Origin of the sequence: Rhizobium mesoamericanum STM3625 (genome assembly GCF_000312665.1) — a bacterium.
In the GTDB taxonomy this organism is placed as follows: Bacteria; Pseudomonadota; Alphaproteobacteria; order Rhizobiales; family Rhizobiaceae; genus Rhizobium; species Rhizobium mesoamericanum.
In genome coordinates this window covers 3,094,823-3,110,932 of the sequence record NZ_HF536772.1, presented here as the reverse complement: position 1 = coordinate 3,110,932, position 16,110 = coordinate 3,094,823, and the positions used below count along the sequence as shown (strand labels likewise).

At 59.3% G+C, this 16,110-nt stretch carries 15 protein-coding genes and 1 pseudogene; 2 read left to right on the top strand and 14 right to left on the bottom strand.

Features of this window, described 5'->3' with window-relative positions; all coding sequences use genetic code 11:
- Positions 1–236: 236 nt before the first annotated feature.
- The 10 genes from BN77_RS15335 to BN77_RS15290 form a co-directional block, all read right to left on the bottom strand.
- Positions 237–584, bottom strand: a complete 348-nt coding sequence (locus BN77_RS15335; protein WP_007533417.1) for a hypothetical protein — start codon at positions 582–584, stop codon at positions 237–239.
- A gap of 187 nt (positions 585–771) precedes the next feature.
- Positions 772–1,656, bottom strand: a complete 885-nt coding sequence (locus BN77_RS15330) for an intradiol ring-cleavage dioxygenase (RefSeq protein ID WP_007533416.1) — start codon at positions 1,654–1,656, stop codon at positions 772–774.
- A gap of 7 nt (positions 1,657–1,663) precedes the next feature.
- Positions 1,664–3,418 carry an FAD-dependent oxidoreductase gene (locus BN77_RS15325; RefSeq protein ID WP_040677254.1) on the bottom strand — a complete coding sequence of 585 codons (1,755 nt, stop codon included), beginning with the start codon at positions 3,416–3,418 and terminating at the stop codon, positions 1,664–1,666.
- The gene (locus tag BN77_RS15320) at positions 3,411–4,499 is read right to left on the bottom strand and encodes a branched-chain amino acid ABC transporter permease (RefSeq protein WP_007533413.1); all 1,089 of its coding nucleotides are present in this window, start codon (positions 4,497–4,499) and stop codon (positions 3,411–3,413) included. The genes BN77_RS15325 and BN77_RS15320 overlap by 8 nt, the downstream gene beginning before the upstream one ends.
- A 5-nt stretch (positions 4,500–4,504) precedes the next feature.
- Positions 4,505–5,368, bottom strand: coding sequence for a branched-chain amino acid ABC transporter permease (locus BN77_RS15315; RefSeq protein ID WP_007533411.1), 864 nt, complete (start codon positions 5,366–5,368; stop codon positions 4,505–4,507).
- Positions 5,355–6,074 carry an ABC transporter ATP-binding protein gene (locus tag BN77_RS15310; RefSeq protein WP_007533409.1) on the bottom strand — a complete coding sequence of 240 codons (720 nt, stop codon included), beginning with the start codon at positions 6,072–6,074 and terminating at the stop codon, positions 5,355–5,357. Before BN77_RS15310 ends, BN77_RS15315 begins: the two co-directional genes overlap by 14 nt.
- Positions 6,074–6,793 (bottom strand): ABC transporter ATP-binding protein, encoded by a 720-nt coding sequence (locus tag BN77_RS15305; protein ID WP_007533407.1) that lies wholly within the window; start codon positions 6,791–6,793, stop codon positions 6,074–6,076. The genes BN77_RS15310 and BN77_RS15305 overlap by 1 nt, the downstream gene beginning before the upstream one ends.
- A gap of 59 nt (positions 6,794–6,852) precedes the next feature.
- Positions 6,853–8,133: an ABC transporter substrate-binding protein gene (locus tag BN77_RS15300; RefSeq protein ID WP_007533405.1), complete on the bottom strand. Its 1,281-nt coding sequence runs from the start codon at positions 8,131–8,133 to the stop codon at positions 6,853–6,855.
- A 33-nt stretch (positions 8,134–8,166) separates the two neighbouring features.
- Entirely contained in the window at positions 8,167–9,228 is a 1,062-nt protein-coding gene (locus tag BN77_RS15295) for a maleylacetate reductase (RefSeq protein ID WP_007533403.1), read from the bottom strand.
- Entirely contained in the window at positions 9,225–10,100 is an 876-nt protein-coding gene (locus tag BN77_RS15290) for a dioxygenase family protein (RefSeq protein ID WP_007533401.1), read from the bottom strand. The genes BN77_RS15295 and BN77_RS15290 overlap by 4 nt, the downstream gene beginning before the upstream one ends.
- A 98-nt stretch (positions 10,101–10,198) precedes the next feature.
- Between BN77_RS15290 and BN77_RS15285 the strand changes: the two are divergent.
- Positions 10,199–11,147, top strand: a pseudogene (locus BN77_RS15285) (LysR family transcriptional regulator).
- 55 nt (positions 11,148–11,202) lie between these two features.
- Here the strand turns inward: BN77_RS15285 and msrB are convergent.
- From msrB to BN77_RS15270, 3 genes are all read right to left on the bottom strand, one after another.
- On the bottom strand, positions 11,203–11,685 hold the full coding sequence (gene msrB, locus BN77_RS15280; RefSeq protein WP_007533399.1) for a peptide-methionine (R)-S-oxide reductase MsrB: 483 nt from the start codon (positions 11,683–11,685) through the stop codon (positions 11,203–11,205).
- A gap of 98 nt (positions 11,686–11,783) precedes the next feature.
- The gene (locus tag BN77_RS15275; protein ID WP_007533397.1) at positions 11,784–13,067 is read right to left on the bottom strand and encodes an epoxide hydrolase family protein; all 1,284 of its coding nucleotides are present in this window, start codon (positions 13,065–13,067) and stop codon (positions 11,784–11,786) included.
- 118 nt (positions 13,068–13,185) lie between these two features.
- Complete coding sequence (locus BN77_RS15270; protein ID WP_007533395.1) at positions 13,186–13,581, bottom strand: Ohr family peroxiredoxin; 396 nt, start codon at positions 13,579–13,581, stop codon at positions 13,186–13,188.
- A gap of 166 nt (positions 13,582–13,747) precedes the next feature.
- Here BN77_RS15270 and BN77_RS15265 point away from each other — a divergent pair, with 166 nt between their 5' ends.
- The gene (locus BN77_RS15265) at positions 13,748–14,245 is read left to right on the top strand and encodes a MarR family winged helix-turn-helix transcriptional regulator (RefSeq protein ID WP_007533393.1); all 498 of its coding nucleotides are present in this window, start codon (positions 13,748–13,750) and stop codon (positions 14,243–14,245) included.
- A 281-nt stretch (positions 14,246–14,526) separates the two neighbouring features.
- Here BN77_RS15265 and BN77_RS15260 read toward each other — a convergent pair whose 3' ends face one another.
- Positions 14,527–15,615: a DUF3095 family protein gene (locus tag BN77_RS15260; RefSeq protein WP_007533391.1), complete on the bottom strand. Its 1,089-nt coding sequence runs from the start codon at positions 15,613–15,615 to the stop codon at positions 14,527–14,529.
- Between the last annotated feature and the right edge of the window lie 495 nt (positions 15,616–16,110).

Sequence of the window (16,110 nt, the reverse complement as noted above, 5' to 3'; positions counted from 1 at the left end):
TTGGGCGGAACGCCCAACGTATTTTACGGTAGGATACGTCGTTCTTTAATGGCGCCCAGGATCGACGGCCGGACTAATTCCTCGTGAGGTCGTTTGTCCGATCAGCACCAAGACAATCCTTTCTCACAAAGGCATGCCGTTCAGCCGCTGCGCTTCACTCCAACGGCAACATCACAGGCGAGAACGGATTGTATCGCAGACATCCCGACAGGCGCCTGCCGGCAAGCAGCGCGTAGTCACCGATTGGTGGGCACTTTTCCCGGTTGGCTCTGCTGCATATCTTGAAACCCAACCTCGGGACATCCTCGGATGTTGGCGAAAGTGATCTCCCGGCGATCGCCCCATTCGGTCAATCCCCTTAGCGTCAGGACGTTCTCATCACGATAGACCAGATCGGTGCGGTAGATACCGGCCCGGCGAGCGCGGTTCTGCGCCTGACTGACGTTGCAGGTGCCCTCCGAGGGCGAAACATGCCAGGTGCTCGTGCCACTGCCATCGGATTGCCAACCGCCTGACTGACCCAAGGCTGCCACCGGCAAAAGAACTGCAAATACCACTAGGGTCGTCTGGTAGGCCGCTTTCATCTTCTCCGCCCGGTTGTGCCCTGCGCTTGAACGCTCTTGGCCAAAATAGACGGACCTGTGCATAGCGCAATCATCATTGGGCGAACCCCCACGCTGTTTGCCAGCAAATGACGAGGGAGTCGTTCGGCAGCGTTGACGATCGGTTAACGCGGCCGCCAATCGTCTGAATGATTACCCATTGCTCGCCTCATCTTTTTGTCCGTGCGAGGACGAAGTCGTGCTTCACCTCCCAGAAATCGCCGGCAAATTGATACTGTTTCGATCGTTCGGGATCGCGCGTCCGCCGGAATTTGGCAAGCAGGCTCTCCTTTACTCCGAACACGGCATCGGAGTTGATGTAAGGATCGTCGGGATCGAAGATATGGGTGGTCAGCGTTTCAAAGCCTTCGGCCTTGATGATGTAATGCAGGTGCGCGGGCCGATATGGATGGCGGCCCAGTTCCTTCAACAGTTGCCCGACCGGACCATCGGCGGGGATCGGATAATATTTGGGCTTCACCGCCCGGAACCAATAGCGTCCGTCCGCCCCGGTACGGAACACGCCCCGCAGATTGAAGTCCGGCTGGATGCCCTTTTGCTGGACATCGTAGAAGCCCTCGTCGTTGGCCTGCCAGACATCAAGCAGCGCATCGGCGACCGGTCGTCCGTCTGTATCCAAAATCCTGCCTTCGATGACCATGTCCTCACCCTTTTGGTCGAGGCAGATGTTCGCTCCCATCGGCAGCTCCGGTGCGTCGGCAACATGAAACGGACCAAGCACCGTGCTTTCAGAGGCGCCCGACGGTTTCCGGTTGTTGATCGCGTCGACCAGCATCGAAACACCGAGGACATCCGAAAGCAGGATAAATTCCTGCCTCCACTCGTTGCAAATCTGTCCGGTACGAGTGAGGAACAGAATGGCCTGCATCCACTCGTCTAGTGTCGGCTCGATTTCTTTCACCGCTTCGTGGAGCTTTCGGGTGATGACGTCCATCACCTGTTTCAGGCGTTCGTCGTTGGCATTCTCGTTGCGGCCGGTCACGACGGCGACGGAATCTTCTTCTGTAAAGAAGCCCTTCTCATGTGCTTCCATGATGTTCTCACCTATCGAGGATGGATTTCAGAACGCGGCGCAGTTCGGCGTCCGGGTTGGAAACGATCGCGTCTGCACGCCAGGCGACGTGATGATCCGGCCGCACCAGAATGGCACCGGAATCCCGGACTTCGCGCGCGTTGGCCCAATCGCCAACGAGATCCTGCCATTCCTGGCGAGGTCCGATTGCGTGCGTGGCGATCCGGATATTGAACTCCTTTGAAAGCGCCTTGGCCGCCGCCACCCAGCCGTCGCCGCCGATGCCCGTCAGAATGGTGAAGACGCCGTGACCAGTCAGGTCGAGGGTAGAGACTTTCTCGCCGCTATGGCTAAACAGCCAGACGTGCGGCAGGCGTGCGCCGGGCCAAGTCGTTGGCTGGTAGTGGAGTTCAGGGTCCTTCGCGAAGGCTGGCTCTGGCTGACCGTCAGTGAGGATCGCTTTCGATCTGTACCGGTGGTTCATCTCAACGCCGTGCGCATCGAACTCATAGACCTTGTAGGCGATCGCATCCCGGATCGCCTTGCGCTGCCTTTCCGCATCCGGCGTATCGTTGCAGCGGGCGTCCATATTTTCCTGCATCTTTACCGGATCGACAGAATCCAGAAGTCCGAGCGCCTTGAAGATCGGACCGAACTCTTCGATGGACTTATTCGCCCGCGTCACGATCTGCTTGGCGACAGGCGCACGCTCGGTGTTGTAGCTGTCGAGCAGACCGCGCCCGGCCTGTCCCTTCAACACCATGGCCAGCTTCCATGCGAGATTGAAGCTATCCTGAATCGACGTGTTCGAGCCCAGTCCATTCGACGGCGGATGCCGGTGGGTCGCATCTCCCATGCAGAAGACGCGGCCGTTCGACATCTGCGTCGCATACATATTGTTAACGGTCCAAGTCGAGACCGACTTGATCTTCGGCTGAAGTTCGTGATCACCCACGAGATCGCGAACGACCTTGATGGCGAACTCCTCGGTTACCTCAGGAGCCGGCTGATTGATATCGTAGCCCCAGACGATCAGCCATTCGTGCCAGGGCCTGACCATGCGCACGAGCCCCATGCCGATGCCGCCGACATCGGCGCCTGGCTGCAGCACCCAGTAAAGCACCGAGGGCCGATGCGCGACATGTCGCGACAAGTCGGCCTCGAACAGGATGTTCATCGAGCCGCCGACACCCATCTTGCCTTCGAAGGAAAGGTCCGCGTGCTCGGCCACCCTTGAATTGCCACCATCGGCGCCAATCAGGAACTTGGACCGGACGGTAAACTCCCTGCTCGTCAACCGATCGAAACAGGTGGTCGTGACACCGTCGGCATCCTGCTCGTGACCGACATATTCGCACGACATGCGCGCCTGTGTGCCACGCGAGCAGGCCGTCTTAAACAGAAGCGGCTCCATGAAGGTTTGCGGCAGATCGTTCATCAGACTCGGTGAGGAAAGCTGATGTTCGGCGCGAGACAGGGGATGCTTGCCCCAACTCTTCATGCGGCCGATCTCCTCGCCCGTCAGCGATGTGCAGAAGACGTTCTCGCCCATCAGGTCCTGTTCTGCGGCAAACATGTAGGCCTCGTCCTCGACATCTCGCCCGAGATCACGCAGCACCTCCATCGTGCGCTGATTGGTAATGTGCGCACGCGGCGTGTTTGCAAGCCACCGGTAGCGATTGATCACCATGTTCTCGATGCCGTAGGTCGACAGCAGTGCGGCGGTAGCCGAGCCCGCCGGGCCGGTCCCGATGACGAGTACGTCCGTTGTGATATCAGCCATTTGGCCCTCCCATTTGTTTGTGTTCAAGAGGTCCGCCCTTGAGAATTCGGCGGACCGGAAAAAGCTGGATGCCGGTGCGGTCGGAAAACAGGCCCCAAAGCCCGCGTGGCGCAAAAAGCATCGTGACAATGGCAACCAGGCCGAGGATCAGAAGATACCAGGAGCCATAGCCGGCAAGCAGGTTCTGCAGCAGAAAGAAGACGATGACGCCCACGATCGGGCCTTCGACAGTACCGATGCCGCCGATGACGACGATGAAGATCACATACGCCGTCCAGTCGATCACGGAGAACGCCGCATCCGGCGAGATGCGCTGCTCTTGGACGTAAATCAGCGCGCCGCAGCAGCCGGTCAGAAATGCCGCTGTCAGGTAGACCATTGTCTTCATGCGCCGGGCATCGACGCCAACGGCGCGTGCCGCTTGCTCATTGTCCCGAACAGCCGCAAGACCCAGCCCATGGCGTGATCGCAGCAACCAGTAGATGGCTCCGATGGTGATTAAGGCGAGCGCCAGCGCGAGCCAATAGGTCAGCGCATCGCCCGCTTGTGCCGATTTCATGCGAAACAAGGATTTCAACGGCCAGACGCCGATCATGTCACGGGTCGCGTCATGCGGCAAAGATGTGCCGGTGCCACCACCGAGCGCCTTCCACTGGGCAAAGAGCAGACGACCAACCTCAGCGATGACCCAGGTGCCGATCGCGAAATAGGGGCCGTAGAGACGGAAGGTAAAGAAGGCCGTCGGCACCGCGATGAGCGCCGCAAAGAGACCCGCGATGATGACTGCCGCCACCGGATCAAGCCCGAATATGCTAACGAGAGCAAACATGGCGTAAGCTCCGCATCCGACGAAGAGCTGCTGGCCCACGGAAATCAGACCGGCATATCCAGCAAGCAGGTTCCAGCATTGTGCGAGCACCAGCATCGTGAGGATGAAGAACAGGTCCTGGACGGCGCCCCGCGAAACGAGAAGTGGCGCCAGGAAGGCGAGGATGACGACGATCGCCGCGATGATGGCGAATGCCATGGAGGCGCCAGTACGGGTCTCAACTCTGAAGGTCGGTGCGAGCAACTGTTCCATAACGCTCAATCCACTGCACGCGGCAAAAGGCCACGAGGCTTGAACAGAAGGACGAGAAGGAATGCGAGATGTCCGGCAAGAATCTGCCACTCCGGATTGATGGCCCCACCGATCGTCTGCGCGACACCAAGAATGATTCCTCCGGCCAGCGTTCCCCATAGAGAGCCAAGGCCGCCGATGATGACCGCTTCGAAAGCGTAAATCAGCCGGGCAGGCCCGGACGTGGGATCAAAATTGGCGCGCGTCCCCAGGTAGAGCGCCGCGATGGTCACCACCACCATGGCAAGTCCCGTTGCCATCGCAAATATGCGCTGCGGCCGGATACCCATAAGTCCCGCCGTGGTCAGGTCGTCGGACGTCGCGCGGAACGCCCGGCCGACGGACGTGCGATAGATCAGCTGGTTCAGCGCCACGATCACGAGGACCGCTGAGCAGAAGGTAAGCATTGGCATGACCCCGGCATTGATCGGCCCCAGCGAAACGGATGCCGTCTCGAGAGCTCCTGCCGAAATCCGCCGGCTGTCAGCCGTAAAGCCTTCCAGCAAACCGTTCTGGATAACGATCGAGAGACCGAAAGTAACAAGCAGCGGCGGCAGGATATCCTTTCCGAGCGTGCGGTTGAGCAAGTGGTACTGAAGGATCCACCCGGCGGCGAACATGAGAGGCGCCGCGACAAGCGCGGCGACAAACGGATGAAGCCCGAGCAAGGACACGAGCGACAAGATCAGAAAGGCTGCCAAAACAATCAGATCACCATGCGCAAGATTAACCAGCCGCATGATGCCGAAGACCAGGCTAAGCCCCGCCGCGAAGAGAGCATAGAGCCCACCAAGCAGAATGCCCTGTGCTATCGTATCAAGCCAGTTCATGGCCATCTGCTCCAAAGTAAGCCTTGTGAATAGCGTCGCGGTCGAGATCGCATGCCTTTCCGGAAAGCGTGATGCGGCCCTCCATCATGCAATACACCCGGTTGGAGACCTTGAGCGCCTGGGCGATGTCCTGTTCAACGATGATGATCGCCGCTCCGGTTTCCCGAATTCGCGGGAAGGCGGCATAGATGTCGCGCACCACGACTGGCGCGAGCCCTAGGCTGATCTCATCGCAAAGGAGCACGTCTGGGTTCGACATCAATGCCCTGCCAATTGCCACCATCTGCTGCTGGCCGCCGGAAAGTGCGGTCGCAGGGCTGCGGCCCCGCTCTTGCAGGATCGGGAAGAGCGCATAGATGCTGTCGAGCGTCCAAGGACCTGCGGTCTTGCGACCGTAAGTGCCGACCAACAGGTTCTCCTCGACGGTCAGCGATGGAAACAGACGCCGGCCTTCGGGCACCATAGCGATCCCACGCGCCATGACGTCAGGAGCTGTGAGCGCCCCGATCGCCTCGCCCCGATAGCGTATAGCGTCCGGCTCGTTCTTCAGGACGCCCGAGAGCGACCGCATCAGCGTCGTCTTGCCCGCCCCATTCGCGCCGATGATTGCCAGCGTCTCGCCCTCTTCGAGACAAAGATCGACACCGAACAGCGCCTGGAAATCGCCGTAGGACGCGACTAGTGCGTGGGTTTCGAGAAGCGCCATCAGAGGTCGATCCCCAAGTAGATTTCGCGGACTTCCCTCGAATTCATGATCTCGTCAGGTTTCCCGATGCCGATGACGCGGCCGAAATGCAGTACAAGCAGGCGACCGACCACGGCGTTCAGCGCATGCAGGACATGCTCGATCCAGATCACCGCAATGCCTTTGCTGTTCAGGCTTCGGATTGTCGCCACCAGCGCCCGGCATTCGCCTTCCGTCAGCCCTCCGGCTATCTCGTCGAGCAGCAGAAGCTTCGGATCCGTTGCCATCGCGCGGGCGAGTTCCAACCGCTTTCGCTGCAGCAATGTGAGGCTGCCTGCCGTTGCATTCGCCTTGTCGATCAGGCCTGTATCGATAAGGATCTCTGCGCAGCGATCCGCAACGTCCCTTTCCCGCTTGCGTGCGCCGAACGATCCGGCGACGAGCAGGTTCTCGAACACGGTCAGTTGATCGAACGGTTGCGGAATCTGGAACGTCCGGCCCATTCCGGCAAAGCAGCGTGCCATCGGCGGGGTCCTTGTCACATCAGCGTCCGCGAAACGGATCGCCCCATCGTCCGCGGCGATATTGCCGGTAATCAGGTTGAACAAGGTCGACTTACCGGCGCCGTTCGGGCCGATGATCCCGAGCGCCTCGCCCTCCTCGACAGTAAAGGAAATCTGCTCCGCGACGATCAATGCGCCGAACTTCTTCGAGACACTTTCGAGTTCCAGTACAGGCATCTGCTCCTCCTCCGGAGGGAGCCACCTCCGGGCTCCCTGGCGATCCTGAACCCTCAGGCTCAGGCGATCGGCTCCATCTTTCCGCCAGTCGGAATGTTCGGTGCGGTAACATTCTCGACGATCACGAGATCGTAACCTTTACCATCCTGCTTCAGCCGCCACTGGCCTCCCACAAGAGGCGTCTTGGCGACGTTTTTTTGCGCGAACGGCGGCAGCTTCTCATTGCCCCACGCGATCGGCCCAACCAGGGTGTCGAGCTTCGTTTCGCTAATGGCCTTGGCAACCGCCTCTCCGTCACCAGGTTCGTCGGACCGTTTCATGACATCGACCGCCAGTTCGAACAGGGCGTGCGCAAACCCGATCGGCTGCGTCCAGGGCCGTCCGGTCGCCTTGGTGAAGGCGTCGGCAATCTGAGCAGCCGTCTCGCCCGTCAACGACGACTTGAAGGGATGGCTCGGTGTCCACCACACTTCGGTCGACAGATTTTGGCCGGCATCGCCAAGCGATTCCACCGTTTGAGGAAAGAGCAGCGCCTTGCCGATCGACGCGACCTTCGGCTTGAAGCCTTGCTGCTTCGCCTGGTTCCAAAAAGTTGTGAAATCCGGCGGAATGACGACGCCGGTGACAATCTCGGCGTTCGCCTGCTTGAAGGCGTTGATCTGCGCGGAAAAGTCGTCGGAAAGGTTCTGGAAGCGGCCGGGGTCGGTGAGCGTATAGCCAAGCTTTTCGAGTACCGGCGGGAAACCGACAGCCTTATCCCCCCATGCATTGCCGTCGCCATCGTTGGGGAAGAGTCCACCGACCTTCTTGTTGGTCTCGATCTGGCCCCACATGCCGGTGAAGACGGCGATGATGTCCTCGAGGCCCCAGAAGAAGTGATAGGCGAAATTGAACGGTTTCCAGGAATTCGGATCGCCCGGATTCGCCTGCTGGCCGATGAACCATGGCTGCCAGGGCGCTACAGTCGAAATGCAGGGCATTTCTTCGGCTTCGCAGGTCGTCGACACCGGGTTGGTGGTTTCTGGCGTCGAGGAAACAAGGACCAGATTGACCTTATCGGTGACGACCAGTTCCTTTGTCACCTCGGCGGCACGGTTGGGATTGGACTGGCTGTCCTTGACAACGACCTCATAGTCGAACCCCATCTTCTTGGTCGTTGCGAGAAAGCTGTCGATCACGAACTTGTCGGCCTCTCCAAACGCGGCCAACGGTCCGGTCCGGGGGCTGACATAGCCGAGCTTGATCGAACTTTTCTGCGCGAGCGCCGGCGTGGCCAGCCCCGATGCGGCAAGCACCCCCGTGGCGGCCGTCTGTTTTAGGAATTCACGCCTGGTTGTCATCTTGTTCTCCTCCCATCCCCTTTTGTGTGACGACTAATTCTGCGGCCGGCGCCCCTCCCAGGCATCCTGCAGCAACGCACGAATTGACGGCCCGTCGATCGGCCGCGGATTCCAGTAAGGATTGTCGACCGCGATCTGGCTCGCCTTGTCGAGATCAGCTTCAGTCAGGCCTATATCACGAAGCGCGAGCGGCGCGCCGACCGACCTGGCGAAGTCCCAAAGCCCGCCACCGACCGCGCTCCCGAAGATCTCTGCCACAGGCTTCAGGAGCTCCGGCACTGCCACGGAATTGAAGGCCGCCGTATGCGGCAGCATGATCGCATGCGTCTCAGCGTGTGGCGTGTCGAACGTGCCGCCGAGCGTGTGACAGATCTTGTGATGTAGGGCCATACCAACCGTGCCAAGCACGGTGCCGCAAAGCCACGCGCCATAGAGGCCGCCCGCCCGCGCCTCGAGATCGCTTGGCTTCAGCAGAATTTCCGGAAGTGCGGAGCGGAAGGCGCGCAAACCTTCAATCGCCATGAGCGTGGAGATCGGGTTGCGGTCCTGCGCATAAAGGGCTTCAACAGCATGGGCCATGGCATTCAGCCCCGAGGTCATCGACAAGGCGACCGGAAGACCGATCGTCAGCGAGGCGTCATAGATAACCACCTCGGGCAAGATTTTCGCACCTTTGATCGTCGTCTTGCGGCCATCCTCGGTCTGACCAAGGATCGGAGTAACTTCCGAACCTGCATAGGTCGTTGGAATGACTATTTGCGGCAGGTCGGTGCGGTAGGCTATGGCCTTGCCCAGGCCCGTCGTCGAGCCCCCGCCGAGCGACACGACGCAATCGGCACGGCTTTCCGAAACCATCTTCATCGCGGCTTCCGTGACATTGACAGGTGTGTGCATGACCGCACCGCTGAAAATGCCAACCGCAAGTGGGCCGATCGTCGCGGCCAGCGCTTCGGCGTCGCCTTTCTGCTGTGGCGTGGAAAGGACAAGGGCTCTGCGGCAGCCGATCTTCTCGATCCAGTTCGCCACGTTTTGGCTGGCGCCTTCGCCAAAAACAATATGAGCCGGACTGCCAGCGTAGTGAAAAGATAGGCTCATTTTGCTCTCTCCGGCCTTGCCCGCACCATCACGAAAGTGAAGTCGACCTGCTTCGTCTGCGACGCATCTGCGCCTGTCGCGCGAAAATCTCTCACGAGTTCGGGCTTCACCCCGAACAATGCGTCCTCGTGGAGGTGCGAATCATTTCGATCATAGACATGTGTGGTGATTGTCTCGAAGCCGGCGGCACGGACGACAAAATGGAGGTGTGCCGGTCGATGCAGCGGATAGCCAGCCGCCGCCAACAGATGCCCGACGGGACCGTCGTCCGGCACGCTGTACCCCTTTGGCATGACCGTGCGGTAGTTAACGCGTCCATCAGCATCGGTGTGGAAAAGCCCACGCAGGTTGTGCTCCGGCTGCAGGTCCGGTTGCTGGTTCTCATAGAGACCCTGAGCGTTGGCCTGCCAGGTGATCAGCTCGGCCGACGGTATCGGCTGCCCGTCTAGGTCGATGACCCGGACGGCGACGCAAAGCGGCTCTCCTATTCCATCAAGTGAAATCGAGCTGCCCCGCGAGCGTTCGGGCACATCGCTGCGGAAGAACGGGCCACGGATAGTGTTGGGCGTAGCGCCTTTCGGCCGCCGTGAATTGATCTCTTCCACCAGGGCTGACGCGCCAATCAGGTCGGAGAGCAATACCCACTCCTGACGGCGTTCATCGGAGGCATGGCCGACCTCGGTCAGAAACGCGATCACCTTGCGCCAATCATCCTGGGTGGGGCGAAATTCCTTGATCAGTTCATGCGTGTGCCTGGCCACCGCGGCCATTAGGAGAGGCAACTGACCGCCTTTACCGGATGGCATGCGCTCAGCAAACACCTTCGAAGATGTCGCTTCACTGAAAACAAGCGCATCGGTGGCTGGCGACATGCGTGTCCTCCCAAAATCCGCATCATTCGTGGAGGTAAACTAGCAGGCCCACAGGAACTAATTGATGATTTGATTCGGCTTTTGTATAACATATCGTTATGAAGATGGACGAACGGCATCTCATACAGCTTGCCGCTGTGGTCAAGACGGGCGGGGTAACCGAGGGGGCGGCCCTTCTCGGGCTTGCGCAGCCAGCTGTTTCACGGACGCTCTCGATGCTTGAAAGGAGGCTTGGCGAACCATTGTTCGTCAAAGGTCGGCGGCCGTTGCAGCCGACGCCGCTGGGGCTTTCATTGGCCGAGCAAGGGTTGGCGATGCTGGCTGCGTCCCGAAAGGCCTCCGATCTAGTGGAGAGCTTTCGTGTCGGCAAAAGCGGCGTCGTGCGTGTCGGAGGCACGCCTTTTTTCATGGATGCGCTAATCGCAGAGCTGTGCGCCGACTATCAAATCACACATCCTGACGTTCGCATCGATCAAAGCTACGGCTACTTCCCGGATCTTCGCGCCGCCTTGAAGGCTGATCAGATCGATCTTGCGATCTGCCCGATCGACATTCTGGACGAAGGTTCCGGCTTGGAGTTTCAGCAGATCCTGCCGGGGCGCAACGTCATTGCCTGCCGCGTCACATCCGCTGTTATTGAAGCGCCGGCCGCAGCCAAGCCAGCTTCTCGACTATCCCTGGGTTGCGCCGCCGCCCGGCAGTCCGCTGCTTGCCGATCTTCGCGCGCTTCTGCTCTCCTTTGGTGCAACCGAAATCAAGATCCGCTATTCCGGCGGCTCGTTGATGAGTGTGATCAACTATCTTAAGGCAGCCGACGCCCTGACCGTCATGCCACACAGCGTGGTCTTCGCGCTGCGCAGGGAAAAATCCATCACCGCACTGCCGCTCACCATCCCGCATCCCGAGCGGGCACTGGCAATTCTGACGCGCGCGGACTCCGCCCGGTCGCCGGCCGTAGATCAGTTCGCACAGCATATACGCTCTGGATTCGAAAGCCTGCGCCACTTGATCAAGCGACACGAAGAAGCAGTGGTCTGGGGGCGGTAGCAGCGAGCTGCTAGCGCTGGGCGCCAGTCGGGACCAATGTGCCGCGAACGGGTAACTACCACGCAGGCTCGCCTTCTGGGCTACCGCGGCCAAGCTTGTCAGGAAGCGGCTGCCCTTTCGGCGTGAACTCGAGCGACCCTGAATTTATGCAAAAACGCTCGCCCGTGGGAGGCGGCCCGTCGGCAAAGACGTGGCCCTGGTGCGCTCCGCAACGTGCACAAACGATTTCCGTTCTGACCATGCCGTAGCGGCTATCGCGAACACGCCGGAGATGATCGCTCGCCGCCGGGGCAGTGAAGCTCGGCCAGCCTGTGCCGCTTTCGAATTTCGCCACGGCCCTGAACAGGGGAAGACCGCACAGGCGGCAGGTATAAAGTCCCTCACGTCGCTCGTGGAGGAAGACGCCGCAAAACGGCGCCTCCTCACCGTGCTCCAAAAGCAGGTGGCGTTCCTCATCGCTGAGGTCCGCCGCAAGCTGCTGCATCTCTTCCCGCGTGGGAGGGGTACGATCGAACTGCAATTCAACGACGTCACGCATTCCTGGCTCTCCTTCGATCCCGCCGGATTCCCGAGATCTTCTCGGCTAGATTACCATCACAAAAGAGACGGTGCCGCTGAGCGCCCTCCTACCAGTTCCTACGCAGACCGCAGCGAGTGGAACGCCGCTCTGAGCTCGGAGGTGAAGGCATTCGCCTGCTCCCAGGCAGCAAAGTGCCCACCTTTGTCGAGCTTGTTGTAGTGGATGAGCTTCGGATAGGCGCGTTCCGTCCAGCTGCGTGGCGCCGCATAGATCTCATCGGGAAAAACGCTGACAGCAACCGGGATGGTGACATTCTTGACGGCAAAGAACGCCAGCTTGTTTTCCCAGTAGAGCCGCGCCGACGAGACGGCTGTGTTCGTCAGCCAGTAGAGCGTAATGTTGTCGAGGATATCATCGCGCGTCAGGCCTTCGGTCTTTCCATCGAAGATGCGTGCGATCATCTCGTAGCTGCGGATATCGTGGTCGATCATCCACGCTGCCAGACCGACCGGCGAGTCTGCAACTCCATAGAGTGTCTGCGGACGATTAGCCATTTCGATCGCATAGCCGAGCCCATGCTTGTAGAAATCGTCGAGCTGGTCGTACGCATGCTGTTCGTCGGGAGAGAGGTTTTTCGGCGGCGTGCCGCCGGGTTGCAGGGCGGCGGCGATATCGGCAGGAACGGTCGCCGGCATGTTGACATGAATGCCAAGCAATTCCGGTGGAGCGATCAGAGCCATCTGCTCGGTGACCGCATCGCCCCAATCGCCGCCCTGCGCAACGTATCTGGTGTAGCCGAGCCGCTTCATCAATTCGATCCAGGCATGTGCGATGCGCATCGGATCCCAGCCAGTCGTGGTCGGCTTGCCGGAAAAGCCGTAGCCGGGCATTGACGGGATGACGAGATCGAAGGCATCCGATGCCGACCCGCCATGCGTCGTCGGGTTCGTCAACGGCTCGATGATCTTCAACTGCTCGATGACAGAGCCGGGCCATCCATGCGTGACGATGAGCGGCAATGCATTCTTGTGCTTGGAACGAACGTGAATGAAATGAATGTCCAAGCCATCAATCGTCGTGATGAACTGCGGCAGGGCATTCAGCCGGGCTTCGACCTTGCGCCAGTCATATTCGGTTGCCCAGTAGTGCGCGAGTTTTTGAGCGGTCGCATATTGCACGCCCTGCGTACTGTCCGTGACCGTTTCCGGCTCCGGCCAGCGGGTTGCGTTTACCCGCTGGCGCAGGTCGGCAAGCTGCTCGTCAGAGGCCCTGAATTGGAACGGGCGAATCGCAATGTCGTCGCCCGCGATCACGAATGATGCTGGCAGGAGACTAACGGCGCCGGCAACTGCCGCGGAGGCAAGCAGGCTACGCCGTGTGATCGATGCTAGAGCTGTCATGATATCCTCCAATGCTTTCAGCTTGTTCGGGTGCGGGCATAATTTACACTGAACTCCGACGCACCTATGGTGTTGGCGACACCTTTGAATCGGCCTCGCCGAGAACTTTCTCATCGCTTCAAACGAGATTGAGCGCCACGTCGATATTGCCGCGCGTTGCCTTGGAGTACGGGCAGATCTCGTGTGCTGCATGGATCAATTCCTCCGCGACATCACGCTCGATACCCGGCATGTTGACGTTCAGGCGCGCACGGAGAAAGTAGGAACCACCGTCAGCGTTCAAATCGATTTCCGTGTCGATCTCAGGCTCAACGGGCAGCTTGATCTTTCTTAGCGCTGCGGCGACCTCAATGGCGCCGATGAAGCAGGCGGACCATGCTGCGCCGAAGAGGCGTTCAGCGGCCGGGTGCGGCTGTGACATCTGAAGGTCAAGCTCTCCATCGCTGCTGCGCGTGAAACCATTGCGACCGCCCTTGTTGTGGGTCTTGCCGGTAAAGAGGAGCTTCTCGGTCATGGTAGGATCCTTCCTGGTGGGTTTATCACTCGTATCCGCGTTAATCGGATGTAATTTAATCGGATACGATTTAAATAAGGCGATAAAAATCCCTTGTCAATACCATTGCGATTTAATCGGATGCGATTTATATAAAGCATGACGAATAATCGAACGGGATCTCCCCATGTCCGCATCCAAAACCACCAAGAACCTGGAGACAGGAGCGCCCTCGTCCGCCCAGCGCGACAGCAAGCTATCGAATTTTCTTTGCTTCGCGGTCTACTCGGCAAATCTGGCCTTCGGCCGCGCGTACAAGCCGATTTTGGACAAGCTGAACCTGACCTACACTCAGTACATCGCAATGGTCGCCCTCTCTGAGAAAGACGACCAGACCGTGGGAACGCTCGGCGAAAAGCTCTTCCTGGAATCAAACACGCTAACGCCGATGCTTAAGAAACTTGAGACCCTCGGTTATATCCAACGCAAACGCGACCCAGCTGACGAGCGGCAGGTGAGATTGAGCCTGACGGCAGCCGGACGCGATCTCGTCGCGACGGATCCCGGCGCACCGCTGGTCGAAGCAACCGGCCTCGGCAACGACTTTCCGGCCGTCCAGAAGTCCGTGGTGCGGCTGCGCAACAACCTGCTGAAGGCAAAGCAGGACGGATCGGCCAAGGATTAATCGTTTTCTCCACCGTCGAGCGTCAAGCTATGCAGCTGGCACGCGGTCCAAACGCCGAAGCGTCTTCGTTCCGGGCATAGGCTGGCATGCACTCCCCACAAGTCCGCGAAATCGATATTTGCAAATCGCGATCACCGCTGCCTATGAGCCGCAGCAATAGAGATTTCCCCGATCAGGTAGGCGAGCACCAGACCTAGGCCAACGATCCCTGTGAGGTCGCAAGGTCGGCCGGCTGGCGCGGGAACAGACTCCGGATGCCGGCCGGCTTCCGACAGGTCCTACTAGCGTGATGACACCATCGGAAAGTCGCTTGCCCCCATCATCTCAGCTGCCTTGGCATACCCGCCCCCCATGCCATCGAGAAAATGCAGATGAGAATCCGGCTTTCCCGAAGGCACGAAGCAGGTCATGAGCGCATGAGACTGGCGATGCAGGCCGAAGTTGACCTCGCCTTTCGTCCTTGCAGCAACGAGGATGGCCTCGACCGCTTCGATCTGTTTGCTTGTGCAATCAAGTGTGAGACGCAGGCCGTCATCGTATTTGCGGAAGTCCGAGCTGGAGGCGACGGCCAACCAGGCATCGAGGTCGACCGACCTGGTACCATCCCTAGGGATGGCTGTATCTCGCGACAGGGGTTTGGCTTGCCGCGTCCCGGCGCCGAGAACGGAAAGCACGCACTTCGCCAATGATGCGAAGGCTTCCGGGCTTCCATCTTCGACCGGCTCCACCAGTAGCGACAGTATCTCACCCCTCTGGCTGGGGAACGGCTCCCAATCGCAGGTAAGACCGGTCAGATCGGGTTTCGTCGTGTAGCTGCCAGGCTTCACTAGGTATCGGCCGTTCTTGATCTGACGCTCCGCCCATTTGAGGCCACCACCGGCAAACATCGCATAGGTCGCGTTTTCAGAGGCGGCGTAGTGCGCGATGCGGACGTCACGTCCATTGGCACGTATCTCGCCGACGCGCACCAAGCCGGCCCGAAGAGCCAAGTTGAGATTGGCGCTGGCAAAGGCAACCACCTGCCGAAGCGCCGAAGTCGCGGTCATGATCCCATCAGGCGGCAGCGCGAATGCCGCACCATCTCCACGAAACACAAAGAGAAAATCAAAACTGCCCCAGGCGTTGCCAACAGCGGCGATCACCGATGCACCGGCGTAGTTGACGTCTTGGTAGCGCCCCGACTTGATCGCAGACGTCGAGTCGACGACGTCAGTGATCCCGATCAACCAATCGTCGGGTAACGCCACATAAGCGGATGGATCAAGCACCCGCAAAAACTCGCTATGAGCCCGAGCCGTATTTTGTTGATCGTTGCCCGCCGAGCGTTTTCTGGCCTTCGTTGCACTGGCGCCCGATTGCACTGACTGCATGAATCTGTTCCCGTGCCACATAGCAAATCCCTTTCCGCTCGATTTAGTTCGCGCGCGAATAACTCGGATGCGCCTTAAATACGCGAAACACACACGAGCGTCAATATGCGATTTAATCGTATGCGACTTATTTATAACAGTGACGCGGAACAACCGAATCATCCTTCGCCCGCTCGACGCATCATACGAAATGGGGTGGCTGCCGACCGCGATATCACCCTTCAGCCCGATATTCCTTCGAAAGGCTCATAGCCGTCATCCATGCAACAGCCGCCCGCTCCCAAAGTACATGTGGATTACCGCATGTGATAAATTCCATAACGCTGTACTTCAGGTAGCATGTGCTTGGATGATTACATTTCCTAGTCATCAAGAGGTCACTGCAAAACTCACGTCGTTTGTTTTGCGGTGACCTCGCCAAAAATCCACGGGTGGCGGATCTTGTCTCTCGACCTCACAACATCAAGCATGTGACGCCTGACGAAGCGCGAGGCC